The sequence below is a fragment of the Marinithermus hydrothermalis DSM 14884 genome (assembly GCF_000195335.1).
Classification (GTDB): domain Bacteria; phylum Deinococcota; class Deinococci; order Deinococcales; family Marinithermaceae; genus Marinithermus; species Marinithermus hydrothermalis.
The window spans coordinates 607863-623024 of record NC_015387.1 but is presented as its reverse complement, the minus strand read 5'-3'; the positions used below and the strand labels follow the sequence as shown (position 1 = coordinate 623024).

Below are 15162 nucleotides of genomic sequence, written 5' to 3'. Positions count from 1 at the left end.
TTCCTTGCCTACCCTTTCCCGCTACGCCCGCGCGACCCGCTCGGCCTTCTTCCGAGGCCGGCGGGTTTTCTTCGCCGCCTTCCCCTTCTCCTCCAGCGCCTTCAGGCCGCCGACCAAGGCCCAGTCCAGAACCTCGTCCAGGGTCTCCGCGAGGCGGAAGGTCATGTTCTGTCGCAGGTTGCGCGGGATCTCCACGAGATCCGGCTCGTTCGCGCGGGGCAGGATCACCTCCCGGATCCCCGCGCGCCGCGCGCCGAGGACCTTCTCCCGCACCCCGCCGATCTGCAGGACGCGGCCGGTCAGGGTGATCTCACCGGTCATGGCCACGTCGTGCCGCACCGGCGTCTCGGTGAGGGCGGACACGAGCGCAGTGGTGATCGCCACGCCCGCGCTCGGGCCTTCCTTGGGGATTGCCCCGGCCGGCACGTGGATATGGATCTCGGAGGCGTCAAACCGCTCAAGGGGGATGCCGAACCGCTCGGCGTTCTTCTTCGCGTACGAAAGCGCGGCGCGGGCGGACTCCTTCATCACGTCCCCCAGCTGGCCCGTGAGGATGAGCTGGCCCTTGCCGGGCATGACGCTCACCTCGACGAACATGATGTCCCCGCCCACCGGCGTGTAGTACATCCCGGTCGCCACGCCGCACTGCGGCTCGCGGGCCTCGGTCTCGGGAATGAACCGGGCCGGGCCCAAGTACTTCTCCAGATCGCGCTCCGTAATGCGTACGCGTGCCTTGCCCTCCTCAAGGATGCGCCGCGCGGCCTTGCGGAGGAGGCTGCCGATCTCCCGCTCGAGGTTCCGCACCCCGGCCTCACGCGTGTAGTGGGTGATGAGCCGTCGTAACGCCGCTTCGGTGATGTTCACCTGGCCGGGCTTAAGGCCGGCTTCCTCGAGCTGGCGCGGGAGAAGGTAGCGCTTAGCGATCTCGAGCTTTTCTTGCTCGATGTAGCTGCTGAACTCGATGACCTCCATCCGGTCCAGGAGGGGGCCGGGGATCAGGTCCCGGAAGTTCGCGGTGCAGATGAACATCACCTCGCTCAGGTCGAACGGCACGCCCAGGTAGTGGTCGGTGAACTCCTTGTTCTGGGCGGGGTCGAGCACCTCGAGCAAGGCCGCGGCGGGGTCCCCTTGGTAGCTGGTCCCCATCTTGTCCACCTCGTCGAGGAGGAAGACGGGGTTCTTGGTGCCGGCCTGGCGGAGGCCTTGGATGATGCGGCCAGGCATCGCGCCGATGTAGGTGCGCCGGTGGCCGCGGATATCCGACTCGTCCCGGGCGCCGCCGAGGGAGATCCGCACGTACTTGCGCCCTAGGGCCCGGGCGATGGATTTAGCGATCGAGGTTTTGCCCACGCCGGGCGGGCCGACAAAGAGGAGGATCGGGCCGCGGTTCACTTCTTCCTTCGGGATCTCTCCGCGCGCCGCCCGGTCGGCCTTGAGCTTGCGGACCGCGAGGTACTCGAGCACCCGGTCCTTGACTTTTTCCAGGCCGTAGTGATCCTCATCGAGGATCTCGCTGGCGCGCTTTAGGTCCAGTTGGTCTTCCGTGCGCGTGTTCCAGGGAAGGTGGACGATCCAGTCCAGGTAGGTGCGGATCACGGAGGCTTCCGCGGAGTCGGGGTGCATGCGCGCGAGGCGGTTGAGCTCGCGCTCCACCTCGTGCCGCACGGGTTCGGCCAGGTCGAGTTCTTCGATGCGGCGGCGGAACTCCTCGACCTCTTCCTCGCCCTCCTCCCCGTGCAGCTCGCGCTGGATGGCCTTCATCTGCTCGCGGAGGAAGTACTCGCGCTGGTTGCGGTCGATCTCCTCCTTGACCTGCTGCTGGATGCGGCGTTGCGTTTCGATGAGTTCCAGCTCGGCGTCGAGGAGGACGAGGACGCGCTTGAGGCGCTCCGCGACCGTGGGCGTTTCGAGGATGCGCTGCTTGTCCTCGAGCTTGAAGTCCAGGTGGAAGGCGATGTAGTCCGCGAGCTGGGCGGGGTCCTCGAGGTTTTGGATGAACTGGGCGATGTCGGGGGAAAGGTATTTGCCTTCCTTGAGGACGGCTTGGAAGCGTTCTTGGACCTCGCGGAAGAGGGCTTTGATCTCGATCTCGGGGCCTAGTTCTTCTTCGAAGCGCTCGATCTTGGCTTCGATGTACCCCTCCCGGGCGGTGTACTGGGTGACGCGCGCTCGGGCGAAGGCTTGGACCAGCATTTGCACCGACCCGTCGGGGTTTTTGCGCATGCGGAGGATGTTGCAGACGGTGCCGACCTGGTACAGGTCGTCCGGTCCGGGCTCCTCGGTCTCCTTGTCTTTTTGGCTGACGATGAGGACGACCCGGTCTCGGTTGAGGGCCTCGTCGATGGCGCGGATCGATATGGGCCGTCCGGCGTCGATCGGCATGACCATGGTGGGGTAGATGACGGACCCGCGGACCGGAACGGCCGGTAGGGTTTCCGGAAGGGTCATCGTTTCACTCCTCTCGGTGGTGGGGGTTTGGGGATTGAACTCGCGCATATGTTTAGTCTAGTCATATCAGATTTTAGCTAATGCAGGCCATAAAGTCTAGTGCCCGGCACTCATGGACCCTTTACTTTATCCCACACAAACCCAATCAAAAGGTAACCGTCCCTCCCTTGGCCGCTCCAAAGGCCGGAGAACAGTATGCTATGCTGTTGCCCGGCATGAACAGGCCCCTGAAGATCTTCAGCGGACAGTCCAACCCAGACCTTGCCCGGGAGATCACCGACCACCTCGGCATCCCGCTCGGCCGCAGCACCACCCAGAAGTTCGCGAACGACAACCTCTTCGTGCGCTTCGAGGAGTCCCTGCGCGAGGCGGACGTCTTCATCATCCAGTCCCTCACCGCGCCCGTGCACGACCACCTGATGGAGCTCTTGATGATGATCGACGCCGCCAAAGGCGCGAGCGCCCACCGGGTTACCGCGGTGATCCCCTACTTCTCCTACGCGCGCAGCAACAAGAAAGACGAGCCGCGCATCTCGATCACCGCGCGACTGGTGGCCGACCTGCTCCAGACCGCGGGAGCCGACCGGGTCCTCACGATGACCCTGCACTCCCCCCAGGTCCACGGGTTCTTCAAGATCCCCATGGATCACCTGTCCGCAGAGACCGTGATCGCCAACCACTTCGCCACCCAGATCGACGACCTGGAAAACGCCGTGGTCGTCGCGCCGGACGCGGGCGACATCAAGCGGGCCAGCCACCTCGCCCGGCGGTTGCGTCTGCCCCTCGCGTTCATCGACAAGCAGCGGATCTCCGACACCGAGGTCGAGGCCCGCGGCCTCGTGGGCGACGTGAAGAACAAGATCGCCCTCATTATCGACGACGAGGTCTCCACCGCCGGCTCCCTCATCAAAGCGGTGGACACCCTCCTCGCCGCCGGGGCCCGCGAGGTCTACGCCGCGGTGACGCACGGCGTGTACGTGGGGCCAGCCCTCGAGCGCATCCAACGCTCCCCTATCAAAGCCGTCGCCGCGACCAACACCTGCCGCCCCCCCACCCCTCTACCGGAAAAACTCCAGGTGATGACCGTAGCCCCGCTGTTCGCGGAGGCCATCTACCGCATCCACCAGGGCGAGTCCGTCTCCGAGCTCTTCACGTGAGATGCGGGTCATTAAAGAACGCCTCGAGCTCGACGGCATCCCGGTCATCCTCGCACGGCCGGAAGCGGCGCGGGGCGTGGTGCTCGTCTTCCACGGCGCGCTCGCGAGCAAGGAGCAAACGGCGCGGGCCTTAGGCTCCCTGGCCGAGGCAGGGTTGTTGTGCGTCTTCCCCGACGCGCCTAACCACGGCGAGCGCGCCTCCGGCCCCCCGCTCGCCGGCCAGGACATGAAGCGCTTCGTGGAGCACCTCTACCTCACCGCCTGGCGCGGCGCACACGAGGCGCCGCGCCTCCTCCAGGCCCTCGAGGCTCGCCTGGGCCAAACCGCCGACTGGGTCGGGGCGGTGGGGTTCAGCATGGGGGGGTTCGTGGTGCACCTGTTGATCGCGCACGGTCTCGTGCCGCTCTCCGCCGCGGTGGCCCTCGCCTCGAGCGGCCACCCGCTCAAGCCGCCCCCGGATTACACCCCCACCCACCCCGAGACCCAGGCCCTCGCGGCGGCCCTGCCCCTCACCCGGCCCGAAGCCTACCCTCCCACGCCCCTCCTGCACATCCACGGAGCGGAGGACCCCGTGGTGCCCCTCGAGTCCATGCGCGCGACCCTAGACGCGCTGCGCCCCGCCTACCGCTCCCACCCAGGTCGGCTCGCTTATAGCGTTCTCGAGGGGGTGGGGCACGAAATGCACCCCGCGATGGCCCGGTTGGCGCGGGCGTGGCTCGAGGCCTACCGGTGACCCATGCGGATCGGCACGCTCGGTTATAAGCGCGACGCGCCCCTTTACGAGGGGCTCCCCTACGCGCGTCGTTTCGCGCGGTACGCGGCGCTGTTCGACACGGTGGAACTGCCCTCCACCCGAAACCGCGTGCCGAGCTGGCGAACGGTGAGCCGCTGGCGGGCGCGCGCGCCGGAGGGGTTTCGCTACAGCTTCCTCGCCCCCAAGCACCTGCGCTACACCCCGAGCGGTACCGAGCGCCGCGCGTTGCGCCGGTTTTTGCGGCGGCACCGGACGCTCGGCGCGGCTCGAGGCGCGGTGCGCTTCCAGCTCCCGGAGGACCTGGACCCGGAGGCGTTCGCGGCGTGGCTTCAGCTGCTCGCCGAGGTCGGGATTCCCGGCGAGTACGCGTTCGAAACGCCCCGCGCGGACCTGGCGGAGCGGGTCCTCGAGGCGGGGCACGCGGTGGTCAACCACCCGGAGGGGCCGTTCCTGTACCTGATCGACCCCCCTCGCTTGCCCGAAGCGCGAGGGTACGCGTACTTCTCGCGCCTAGAGGACGCCCTCCACGCCCTAAAGGCCAAGCCCTGAAAGCGCGATGAGCGCAGCCTGCGCCAACGCCTCCGCACGGGCCAGGCGCCCCTGCGTGTACCACCCGATCGCGCCCATCCGGCGCGCCGCGGGGCCGTAGCGACGCTCGAGGAACGCCCCGAGCGTTTGGCCTTGCCGCAGCGCCTCGAGGGCCTCCTCGGGCAGGGCCAGGCCCGGCCCCCGGCCCAGCGCAACGCGCTGGCCGTCCGTGGCGGCGGCGTACATGGTGAGCCACCCGCTCGCGAGGTCCACGCCCCCCTCGAGGCCCACCGCGAGGGAGGCCGCGCTCTTCTCCCAGGCGGCCCGCGCCCGGTTATAGGCGCCCGCTCGGGTCTCGGCTTCGCTCATGGGCTGGGCCCGCACGCCGCTCGGCGCGGCGAACGCGATGATCTCCGCCTCGAGGCCCAGCCGCTCGAGGGTCTGCTCCAGGGCTTGGCGTTTGGTGGGGTTGGTGCTGCCCAATGCGATCCTCATACGGTCCAGTACACCGCACCGCGCGGGAAAACGCCACCGTGTGCTCGAGGCACGCTGCACGTGGCGGTACGTGCGGAGGGCCTATGATGGAGGCGTGGAGAACCTACAACCGTTCGTTGGTCAGATCACGTTTGGCGGACTCGCGGGGTTTGCGACCGGGTACGCCTTGAAAAAGATCGGGAAGGTCCTCGCCGTCATCCTGGGCATCGGATTCCTCAGCCTGCAGCTGTTGGCCTACGCGGGGTACATCCAGATCGATTGGACCCGCATCCAGCAGGACGTGGACCCCTTGCTGGATCAAGAGCGCCTGCGGGGGTTCTGGAACCAGCTTCTGGAGGTACTGACCTTCAACCTGCCATTTGCTGGCGGGTTCACCGCGGGGCTCGTCCTGGGGCTGAAGCGGGGGTAGGCTACTCCTCCGCGTACAGCGGTGTGGAGAGGTAGCGGGCCCCGGTGTCCGGGCTGATGCAGACCACGCGCTTGCCCGGTCCCAGCTCGCGCGCGACTTGGAGCGCAGCCCAAACGATCGCCCCGGAACTCATGCCCAGGAACAGCCCTTCCTCCCGGCTCAAGCGCCGTGCGAGGGGGAAGGCGTCCTCCTCCCAGACCGCGATCACGCGGTCGATCAGGCTGGTGTCCAGGTTTGGGGGGATGAAACCCGGCCCCATCCCCTGGAACTGGTGCGGCCCCATCTGACCGCCGGAGAGGACGTTGCTGCGCGCGGGCTCCACTGCAATGATCTGGGCCTTTGAGCCCTGCTCCCTGAGGTACCGGCCCACCCCGCTGATCGTTCCGCCGGTGCCCGAGCCGTACACGAAGGCGTCGATGCGGCCCTCCATCGCTGCCCAGAGCTCGGGGCCGGTCGTCTCGTAGTGCGCCCGTACGTTCGCCGGGTTCGCGAACTGGTCCGGCAAAAAAGCCCCGGTTTCCTCCGCGATGCGCTGGGCCTCCTCCCGCGCGGCGAGCATGCGGCGCGCGGGGTCGGTCAGCACCAGCTCCGCCCCGTAGGCGCGGAGCGTGCGCTTGCGCTCCTCGGACATCTGCGCGGGCAGGGTTAGGATCAACCGGTAGCCGCGGCTCGCCGCGATCATCGCGAGGCCGATCCCGGTGTTCCCCGAGGTGGGCTCGACGATGGTTTGGCCGGAACCGGGGGTGAGGATCCCGCGCTCCTCCGCGTCCCGGATCATGTACCACGCGGGCCGGTCCTTGATCGAGCCTCCAGGGTTCAGGCCCTCGAGCTTCACCCAGACCTCGGCCATGTCCGGCTCCACTACGCGACTCAGGCGAACCATGGGGGTGCGGCCAATCACGTCCTCCACACGCATGTGTTCAGGATACTCCGGGAGGATCGGGCGGATACGGTGTGGGCCCTCACCTTACCGGGCCCGGAGAGGGCCTATACTTAGGCGTACTTCAGCCACAGGCTGGAGGGAGGTTTACTGGATGAAAGCTAGCACAAATACGGTCGTTTCGTTTGAGTACACCCTTCGGGTCGACGGCGAGGTCGTCGACCAGGGGCAGCTGGCCTACCTGCACGGCCAGAACCAGATCATCGAGGGCCTCGAGGAGGCCATCGAGGGTCGCGAGGCCGGGGAGGCCTTCGCGGTGACGGTGGGGCCGGAGAAGGCCTACGGGGAACGCAACCCCGATAGCGTGCAGGTCGTGCCCCTCTCGGCTTTTCCCGACGATGCGATCGTCGCGCCTGGGGAGCAGTTCTACGCCGAGGACGCCGCGGGGAACCCCATGCCCCTCACCGTCGTGGGGGTGGACGGGGAGCAGGTGACGGTGGACTTCAACCATCCGCTCGCGGGCAAGACCTTGGAGTTCGACGTGAAGATCCGCGAGGTTCGCGAGGCCACCCCGGAAGAGCTGGCGCACGGTCACGTACACGATCCGGACAGCCCTGCGCACTAACCCTTAGCGCGCATCGTTTTCAACGCCCCCCTCGAGTGCCCTCCAGCCGTCGCGGTTTGGGTGGTTCTGTGGAGGGGGGCGCGTTCGTGCCGCCTTCTTACATACCAGGCACACATTGTGTGCCAGAAGACTTGAGTCCCATTGAGTCAACGGTATACTGGCGGTGTCATGGACCTACACCGCCTTCGCCAAGAGTTCGACGCCTGGGCCCACCAGTACGACGCGACAGTCACCGAGGCCGAATGGGGGTTTGAACGTTACGACGAGATCCTGGACCGCGTGGTCGAGCTCGCCGCCGTTCCCCCCGGGGGGCGGGTCCTGGACCTAGGGACCGGGACCGGAAACCTTGCCGGACGGTTCTTAGACCGGGGCGTCGAGGTGACCGGCGTGGACCTCTCCCAAAAGATGCTCCAGCGCGCAAAGGCCAAGTACCCCACCCTCGAGACCGTCGAGGGGCATTTCGAGGACCTCTCGCGCGTGCGGGGCCTGTACGACGCGATCGTCTCGAGCTACGCCCTACACCACATCCCCGACGAGCGCAAGGCCCGGGTCCTGCAGCACCTGCAGCGCTTCCTCAAGCCGGGTGGGCGCATCGTCATCGCCGACTACGCCTTCCAGAACGTGCAGCACCGCGAGCAAGTGCGCGCAGAACTCCTCGCGAGCGGCCGGGAGCACTGGTGGCGCGAGATCGAACAGGAGTACTACGCTGACCTCGCGTACCTCTTCGAACTCTTGTGCGACTCCCCCTGCGAGGTGCAGCGCGAGCAATGGACCCCGTTCGTGTGGATCCTGACGCTCATCCCCCAACCCACCCGCTAACCCCGCCACCGTGGCGCACGCCACGGTGGCCCCCATGCCCAGCCGCGCGCAGCGCGCCGCTTAACCCTATAACTCAAACCCGTTCCAGCGCCGCCTCGAGGTCGCGACGGAGGTCTTCGAGGTCCTCCACACCCACACTGAGGCGCACCAAGCGCTCCGGCACCTCAAACGGCGTGCCTTTCAAGGAAGCGTGCGTCATCAAGCCCGGAATGCTCACGAGGGACTCCACCCCCCCCAAGGACTCGGCCAGCGTGAACAACCGCAACGCCTTCACAAAACGCACCGCGGCCTCCTTGGACTCGAGCTCGATCGAGAGCATCCCTCCAAACCGCCGCATCTGCCGCGCCGCGACCGCGTGGTTCGGGTGGGTGGGCAAGCCCGGGTAGTGCACCCGGCGCACCCGTGGATGCGCCGCAAGCCACGCGGCGAGGGCCTGGGCGGTCTCCGAGTGACGCTCCATGCGTAGCGCCAGGGTCTTCAAGCCCCGGCTGCACAACCACGCCTCAAACGGTCCGGGCACCGCCCCCACCGAGTTCTGGTAGAACGCCAACCGCTCGCGCAACGCCTCGTCCCGCCCGAGGACCACGCCGAGCACCAGGTCCGAGTGCCCCCCCAGGTACTTGGTCGCGCTGTGCACCACGAGGTCCGCACCGAGCTCGAGGGGACGGGTCAGGTAGGGGCTCGCGAAGGTGTTGTCCACCACAAGCAACGCCCCGGCTTTGCGCGCGGCTTCGGCGACGGCAGCGAGGTCCACGACGCGCAGGAAGGGGTTCGTGGGGGTCTCAACCCAGACCATCCGCGCCCCCGCGAACGCCCACGTCTCAGGGTCCGTGAGATCGCGGAAGTCCGGCGTCACCCCCCAGTCCGCGAGCACGCGGGCGAAGTAACGGTAGGTGCCGCCGTACACGTCGTTCATCAAGACCACGCGGTCCCCCGGGCGCAGCAGGTGCGCCACCGCGTCCACCGCGGCCATCCCGCTCGCAAACGCCAACCCCCAACGCGCGCCCTCGAGGGCCGCGATCTGGGCCTCGAGGGCCTCACGCGTGGGGTTTTGCGTGCGGCTGTACTCGTAGCGCCGGGGCTCGCCGGGTGCGGGCTGCTGGAAGGTGGAGCTGAGGTGGATGGGCGGAATGACCGCGCCGGTCTCGGGGTCCGGTTCCTGACCGGCGTGCACTGCCAGTGTCGCAAAGCCTAGGGTTTCTTCCATTCCTCAAACCTCCCCAAGATTCCCTGCACAAGATACCGCTCAGCGTGGTCCGGGAACAGCGTCGCGACCCGCGCGCCTTCGGGGAGCTGCGCGGCCACGGCAAGCGCCACGACCGCCGCGGCCGCGCCGGAGCCTCCGGGCAACACCCCCTCTTCCCGCCCTAACCGCTGCAGCATCGCGTGTGCTTCCCGGTCCGTTACCTTCCACACGCCGTCCACCAAAGCGCAGTCGAGCAGCGCGGTCGTCTCGGGAGAGTCGGCCCCAATCCCCTCGACCTTGTGCGGACCGCACTCGCCGACGAGGTACGACCCCTCGGGCTGCACCAGGTAGGCCTTGAGGCGCGGCAGGCGCTCCTTCAAGTAGCGCACAACCCCGGTGAAGGTACCCATCGAGCCGCCCCCGAGGACCACCGCGTCGATCCGCCCCTCCAGCTGGCGGTAGAACTCCGGCCCGGTCGTCTCGTAGTGCGCCTGCACGTTCGCCGGGTTGCGGAACTGGTTGGGCACGAACCCGCCCTCAACCGCGGCGATCTCCCGCGCTTTGGCGATCGCCGCTTCCATCCCGCCCTCGGCGGGGGTCGTCACGACCGTGGCCCCGTACGCCTCCATCAGCGCTTTCTTCGCCGGGCTGAACCGCGCGGGCATCACGCAGACCACCTCGAGGCCGAGCGCCCGCCCTACCAAGGCCAGCCCGATCCCGGTGTTGCCCGCCGTGGGCTCCACCACGAGCCCGCCCGGGCGTAGTCGACCGTCCTCCAAGGCGGTCCGCAGCATGTACAGGGCGGGCCGGTCCTTGACCGACCCGCCCGGGTTATGCCACTCGAGCTTCGCGTAAACCATACGCCCCGGTGGGCTCAGCCGCGCAAGCGGTACGATCGGTGTCTGGCCAATGGCGTATAAAACCCCGCTCATCCCTCCCAGTTTATACCCTTGCGCCCCACGGACTAAGATCTAGCCGCGCGCTACCGCCGCGCCTGGGGGTTCACCGTGGCGTTAAAGACGAAGTCGTTGTCCTTAGCCTGGCTGTGGCACCCGATGCACCCCTCGACCTTCCCGGCCGCTTGCACCGCGCCGTCGGCCCCGTACTTCGCCCAGAACCAGTCGTTCGCCTCCGGGTTAAACCCCGGCACCTTGACCATCACGGTCACGGAGTCCAGATCCCGCTCCGCGGTACGGTTCTCCTTCACGATCACGGACCCTGGCGGGAACGCCCCGACCTCGGCCTGCACCGCGTCGTAGGCCACCGCGTTCGTGAAGGTGCGCAGCACCGCCCCGTGCGGCGGCTGCCCTTCATAGAAGTCCGTGGCCGTTCCCGGCTCGTAATGCCAGGAAAACGCGTAGTTCTGGGACTGGATCAACCGCCACACCCGGGCGGCCATCTCCTGCGGCTCGACCTGCGCGCCAATCCCGTCCCCAACCCCCGACGCCTGTGCCTGCAACCGCTCCAGATCCGTCCTCACCTGCCCGATACTCGCCTCGAGGTTCGCCACCTGCTCGCTCAGCGCCTTGACTTCCGTCGCCGTCCGCTGCAAGCTGGCGGAGATGTTGAACAAAAGCACCGCCCCCAACACCCCCACCCCCGCGATCACGATCCACACCCACCCGCTTCTGTTCTCCTCCATGCTCAAACGTTAAGGCGCTCCCCCCTTGGCGCGTGTATCTATCAATACACCGGGTTTACCATGGAAGTATGGGACCGGTAAGCACGTTCTCCCTTGTCGCGCGCGACCCCGAGACCGGGGACCTCGGCGTCGCGGTGGCCAGCAAGTTTCTCGCGGTCGGCGCGGTGGTGCCCTACGCCAAGGCTGGCGTCGGTGCGGTCGCCACGCAGTCCTACGCAAACACCTCCTTCGGCCCCAAGGCCCTCGCGATCCTGGAGGCCGGCGGCAGCCCCGAGGCGTGCCTGGAAGCCTTCCGCCGCACGGACCCCGAACTCCCCCTGCGGCAGTTCGGGATCGTCGCGGCTTCCGGGGAAAGCCTGACCTTCACCGGGGAGGGATGCCACCCCTGGGCGGGCGGCGAGGCCGGGGAGAACTACGCGGCCCAAGGCAACCTCCTCACCGGGCCGGAGGTGGTGCAGGCCATGGTGGAGGCCTTCAAGCACCACGCGACCCTTCCCTTCCCCGAGCGGCTGGTCAAGGCCCTCCTCGCCGGGGACCGCGCGGGCGGCGACAAGCGCGGCCGGCAGTCGGCCGCCCTTCTCGTGGTCGGGGAGGGCAAGGGGTACGGGGGCCTCAGCGACCGCTGGATCGACCTCAGGGTCGACGACCACCCGGACCCCGTGGCCGAGCTCGAGCGCCTGTTATCCGTCCACCGGCTGCTCTTCACCCGCCCCGAGTCCCGCCGTCCCCTCCAAGAAGCCGAGATCCGCTGGTTGCAAGCCCTCCTCAAGCGGGAAGGGTACTACACGGGCCCCGTCACCGGCGCGTGGGACGAAGCCACCGAGGCGGCCTTCCGTGCCCTGATCGGCGTGGAGAACCTCGAGGAACGCTACGCGGGCGGCGCCGAGATCGACGACGGCACCCTAACCTACCTGCGGCAAAAGTACACTTAACGGGTGGGGAGGGAGGCGTGCATGCAAGGCCAACCGAAACCGGTTCCCGGCGCGGGCGGGGTGGTGTTCAACCCCCAGGGCGAGGTGCTGCTGATCCGGGACGCCAACGGGTACTGGGTCTTTCCCAAAGGGCACCTCGAGCCCGGCGAGACCCCAGAGGCCGCCGCCGTGCGGGAGGTGCGGGAAGAGACGGGGATCGAGGCTAGAATCGTGCACCCGCTCTCCTCCACCCGGTACATCAACGCCCGCGGCGTGCCGCGCGAGATCCGCTGGTTCCTCATGCGCGGTGCAGGCCGGGTGCGGATGGAGGCGGGACTGAACGGGTGCGGATTCTTCCCTCCGGACGAGGCCCGGAGGATGCTGGCCTTTCCGGAAGACGTACGCTTGTTGGAGGAAGCCCTTGAGCATCTGGCGCTTTGAGGATCACGAGCCCCGAATTCACCCCACGGCGTTCATCGCGCCCGGCGCGCACGTCGTGGGAGCCGTCACGGTCGAGGAAGGCGCTTCGATCTGGTTCGGCGCGGTGGTTCGGGCCGACCTCGAGCGCGTCCACATAGGCCCCGGATGCAACGTACAGGACGGCGCGGTCCTCCACGCTGACCCCGGGGAGCCGTGCGTGCTCGAGCGAGACGTGACCGTCGGGCACCGCGCGGTCGTGCACGGGGCGCACGTGGCGGAAGGTGCGCTGATCGGGATCGGCGCGGTGGTCCTGAACCGCGCACGCATCGGCGAAGGCGCAGTCGTCGCCGCCGGGGCGGTGGTCCCGCCGGGCGCCGAGATCCCGCCGGGGATGCTGGCCCTCGGGGTGCCTGCCAAACCCGTGCGGCCCGTCGATCCGCCCACGAACGCCCCCCGCTACCGGGCCCTGGCCGCGCGGTACCTTGAGGGGCTCACCCCCCTGCCCTATACCCCGCGCCTTAACCGCCGCTACCTCCTCACACTGCGCGGCGAGGACGCCCTCAACCCCTTCACCGACCTCGCCCAACGCCTCAAGCGCGAGAACGCCGAGGCCTTACGGCTTCTCTCCGCGCTCGCGAAGGGCCTCACGCCCCTCCAAGCAGCTAAAGAACTTAGCCTGGACGAGGTGGCCCTCGAGCCGGCCCTCGACTTCCTTCTGAAGGAGGCGTTGGTGCGTTGAATTAGGCCTGCAAGGACCCTTCATCCCCGCCGTCGTCGAACCGGCTGCGGCTGGTGGGGTCCTGCGCGAGGTTCAGGACCTCACGGTAGGCGAGGTCGGCATAGTGGGTCAGGAAGGTGAGGGCCTCCTCGAAGAGCGGGTAGTCTAGGCCGGTGGTGGAAAGCTCAACGGTGAGCAGCACGTCGCCGTCCTCGTCCAGGGCGAACTTGGCCAGGGCCATCTCCCGGTTGAACCGCAGCAACGCCCAGTACACCCGCTCGCGGGCCTCGGCCCGCGGGGCGACCACGAACGGCACGATGGTGAGGTACACGAACTCCGGCGTGAGCTTGACAAAAAGGGGGTAGACGGCGACGTCCCCGCGAAACGCGGTGCGCCACACCTCGTCCGAAAGGCGTTCCACCCGCCACCCGTAACGGGTAAAGAAACGATCGATCGTTTCCGGATCACTCATTTCCCGATACGGACCTCCGGTTCATTGCCCGGCCGCCACTTGATCGTGCACCCCACGGCCTCCGCCCGGGCCTTCGGCGGCTCCCGGCCCGCTAACAGGGCCTGGATCGCGTCCTCGAGGTTGCGCTCGGTCACGCGGGTCGCGTCGCGCGGGGAGTCGTCGATCCGGCCGTGGTACCGCAAGGTACGCTGCTCGTCGAACAGAAAAACCTCCGGGGTCCGCAAGGCGCCGTACGCCTTCGCTACCTTCTGGGTCTCATCCAGGACGTAAGGGAAGGGGATCCCGTGCTCGGCGGCGAACCGCTTCATCCCCTCCGGGGAGTCGTCCGGGTAGCGGGTGTAGTCGTTGGCGTTGATGCCGATGAAGGCCACGCGGCCCGCATAGCGCCGGGCCAGGTCCACCATGCGACCCACCGACCCCACGACGTAGGGGCAGTGGTTGCACATGAAGATCACGGCCAGCAACGGCTCCTTAAACTCCGACAACCGGTAGGCGCGCCCCTCGGGATCCTTGAGTTCCGCGTCCACGAGCGGGTCCCCGATCTCCAAGCGTTTGTACTCGAGCATACGCTTATTCTACCGCTCGTTCCTCCATACTCACCCCGAAAGCCGCGCCAGGGCGTCGTCCCCTCGGAGGAGGTGCACGAACACCCCCTCCTGCTCCAGCACCGCGCGTTTTTTCAGGAGGCGCAGGACCGCGTCGGGCTTGCCGAACAGCGGCCGCCCTCGCTCGCCGGGGCGCAGGTAAAACCCTTCCGGAAGGGCGATCAAGTGCACGCGTGCCGCGCGGGAACGCGCCTTCAAAGCCCCATCCACCACCGCGACGGGCGCGTGCTGCGTGAGGATCACCAGGTTCACCCCTGGGGGTGGGATGGGCACCGGGCGCGGCGCCGCCTCCGCCTCGAGCTCGGCGAGCACCCCCAGCGCCCGCCGTACCGCCTCATCCCCTCGCGCGAGGGGCACCATGCCCCCCGGCGCGGAGAGCGCCACCAGGAGCCGCTCCTCGTTCGCGCGCACCAGCAGGCTCGCCGCAAGTTCCGCCGCGTGGTCCAGGTACACCGCGCCTGTCCCGCTCGTATCCAGGTGCACCCAGATTCCCGTGGCTCGCACCCGGCCGAACTCCCGTACCATCAAGGTTCCCGCGCGCGCCGTGGCCCGCCAGTGCACGTGCCGCACCGGGTCCCCCGGCGCGTAGGGGCGCACCCCGCGGAACTGCGTGGGGTCCTCGAGCCCCACCCCCCGCACCTCCGGCCCTTCCGCGAGCAGCGTCAGGGCCAGATCCGGGCGCGGCACCGGGTAGACGCGGGGGTAGACCCGGACCTGGCCCTGAATCACAGCGGTCGGCACCTCACGCTCCCAAACCCCGAACACGTCGCGCACGAAAACGCGCACCCGGGGCAAGGCGTGCGCCCCCCGACGCCGAGGCGAGAGGGTCAGCTCCTCCACGAGCCGCACGCGCCCCATGCCGAACCCCAGGTACTGCCGGGGCAGCAACCCCAAGGCCGCCACCCCCGCACACTCCACGCGGTAATAGACCGGCACGGGCGCCATGAGCTCGAGCGCCAGCCGAGCCGTTCCCGGCCGTCCGGGGAAGGTCTCTTCGCGGCGAGCCGTCACCCTACCCTGCACGCGCACGCGGCTCGGAAGAAGCAGGAGGAAGGCGAAGAGAAGCAACGAAACCCAAAGCACACTGCCTCCC

Annotated in this window: 18 protein-coding genes; 9 read left to right on the top strand and 9 right to left on the bottom strand. The window is 68.2% G+C overall.

The annotated features are described in order from the left end of the window. Positions 1-21 precede the first annotated feature (21 nt). Complete coding sequence (gene lon, locus MARKY_RS03275) at positions 22-2448, bottom strand: endopeptidase La (protein WP_041658255.1); 2427 nt, start codon at positions 2446-2448, stop codon at positions 22-24. Between the two features lie 215 nt (positions 2449-2663). On the opposite strand from lon, the gene MARKY_RS03270 reads away from it, so the two are divergent. From MARKY_RS03270 to MARKY_RS03260, 3 genes are read left to right on the top strand one after another with little or no spacing between them, the layout of a single operon-like run. After that, complete coding sequence (locus MARKY_RS03270) at positions 2664-3605, top strand: ribose-phosphate diphosphokinase (RefSeq protein ID WP_041657796.1); 942 nt, start codon at positions 2664-2666, stop codon at positions 3603-3605. 1 nt (position 3606) lies between these two features. Further along, complete coding sequence (locus MARKY_RS03265) at positions 3607-4338, top strand: alpha/beta hydrolase (protein ID WP_013703443.1); 732 nt, start codon at positions 3607-3609, stop codon at positions 4336-4338. A gap of 3 nt (positions 4339-4341) precedes the next feature. Next, positions 4342-4908 (top strand): DUF72 domain-containing protein, encoded by a 567-nt coding sequence (locus tag MARKY_RS03260; RefSeq protein WP_013703442.1) that lies wholly within the window; start codon positions 4342-4344, stop codon positions 4906-4908. Here the strand turns inward: MARKY_RS03260 and MARKY_RS03255 are convergent. Further along, entirely contained in the window at positions 4891-5382 is a 492-nt protein-coding gene (locus MARKY_RS03255) for a DUF84 family protein (RefSeq protein WP_013703441.1), read from the bottom strand. The two genes, MARKY_RS03260 and MARKY_RS03255, sit on opposite strands and share 18 nt — an antisense overlap. Before the next feature lie 94 nt (positions 5383-5476). Between MARKY_RS03255 and MARKY_RS12060 the strand changes: the two genes are divergently transcribed. Continuing rightward, a complete protein-coding gene (locus MARKY_RS12060; protein ID WP_013703440.1) occupies positions 5477-5791 on the top strand; it encodes an FUN14 domain-containing protein in 315 nt (104 codons plus the stop codon). Between the two features lies 1 nt (position 5792). Here the strand turns inward: MARKY_RS12060 and cysK are convergent, their stop codons facing one another. Continuing rightward, positions 5793-6707, bottom strand: a complete 915-nt coding sequence (gene cysK / locus MARKY_RS03245) for a cysteine synthase A (RefSeq protein WP_013703439.1) — start codon at positions 6705-6707, stop codon at positions 5793-5795. A gap of 118 nt (positions 6708-6825) precedes the next feature. Here cysK and MARKY_RS03240 point away from each other — a divergent pair, with 118 nt between their 5' ends. Continuing rightward, complete coding sequence (locus MARKY_RS03240) at positions 6826-7296, top strand: FKBP-type peptidyl-prolyl cis-trans isomerase (protein ID WP_013703438.1); 471 nt, start codon at positions 6826-6828, stop codon at positions 7294-7296. Between the two features lie 168 nt (positions 7297-7464). Beyond that, the gene (locus MARKY_RS03235; RefSeq protein ID WP_013703437.1) at positions 7465-8115 is read left to right on the top strand and encodes a class I SAM-dependent methyltransferase; all 651 of its coding nucleotides are present in this window, start codon (positions 7465-7467) and stop codon (positions 8113-8115) included. Between the two features lie 73 nt (positions 8116-8188). Here the strand turns inward: MARKY_RS03235 and MARKY_RS03230 are convergent, their stop codons facing one another. Genes MARKY_RS03230 through MARKY_RS11375 form a run of 3 tightly spaced genes read right to left on the bottom strand, consistent with a single transcriptional unit; the run spans position 8189 to position 10943 of the window. Further along, complete coding sequence (locus MARKY_RS03230; RefSeq protein WP_245526788.1) at positions 8189-9289, bottom strand: cystathionine gamma-synthase; 1101 nt, start codon at positions 9287-9289, stop codon at positions 8189-8191. A 17-nt stretch (positions 9290-9306) separates the two neighbouring features. Then, positions 9307-10233: a PLP-dependent cysteine synthase family protein gene (locus MARKY_RS03225; protein ID WP_013703435.1), complete on the bottom strand. Its 927-nt coding sequence runs from the start codon at positions 10231-10233 to the stop codon at positions 9307-9309. A gap of 50 nt (positions 10234-10283) precedes the next feature. After that, entirely contained in the window at positions 10284-10943 is a 660-nt protein-coding gene (locus MARKY_RS11375; RefSeq protein WP_013703434.1) for a cytochrome P460 family protein, read from the bottom strand. A gap of 68 nt (positions 10944-11011) precedes the next feature. Between MARKY_RS11375 and MARKY_RS03215 the strand changes: the two genes are divergently transcribed. From MARKY_RS03215 to MARKY_RS03205, 3 genes are read left to right on the top strand one after another with little or no spacing between them, the layout of a single operon-like run. Beyond that, positions 11012-11875 carry a DUF1028 domain-containing protein gene (locus tag MARKY_RS03215; protein WP_013703433.1) on the top strand — a complete coding sequence of 288 codons (864 nt, stop codon included), beginning with the start codon at positions 11012-11014 and terminating at the stop codon, positions 11873-11875. Between the two features lie 21 nt (positions 11876-11896). Next, positions 11897-12295 carry an NUDIX hydrolase gene (locus tag MARKY_RS03210; RefSeq protein WP_013703432.1) on the top strand — a complete coding sequence of 133 codons (399 nt, stop codon included), beginning with the start codon at positions 11897-11899 and terminating at the stop codon, positions 12293-12295. Beyond that, positions 12276-13013 carry a gamma carbonic anhydrase family protein gene (locus MARKY_RS03205; protein ID WP_013703431.1) on the top strand — a complete coding sequence of 246 codons (738 nt, stop codon included), beginning with the start codon at positions 12276-12278 and terminating at the stop codon, positions 13011-13013. The genes MARKY_RS03210 and MARKY_RS03205 overlap by 20 nt, the downstream gene beginning before the upstream one ends. Position 13014: 1 nt before the next feature. On the opposite strand, the gene MARKY_RS03200 is transcribed toward MARKY_RS03205, so the two are convergent. The 3 genes from MARKY_RS03200 to MARKY_RS03190 are packed head-to-tail and all read right to left on the bottom strand — an operon-like array spanning position 13015 to position 15152. After that, positions 13015-13464, bottom strand: a complete 450-nt coding sequence (locus MARKY_RS03200; protein ID WP_013703430.1) for a YbjN domain-containing protein — start codon at positions 13462-13464, stop codon at positions 13015-13017. Beyond that, on the bottom strand, positions 13461-14030 hold the full coding sequence (locus MARKY_RS03195) for a thioredoxin family protein (RefSeq protein ID WP_013703429.1): 570 nt from the start codon (positions 14028-14030) through the stop codon (positions 13461-13463). Before MARKY_RS03195 ends, MARKY_RS03200 begins: the two co-directional genes overlap by 4 nt. A gap of 30 nt (positions 14031-14060) precedes the next feature. After that, a complete protein-coding gene (locus MARKY_RS03190; RefSeq protein WP_013703428.1) occupies positions 14061-15152 on the bottom strand; it encodes a DUF58 domain-containing protein in 1092 nt (363 codons plus the stop codon). Positions 15153-15162 lie beyond the last annotated feature (10 nt).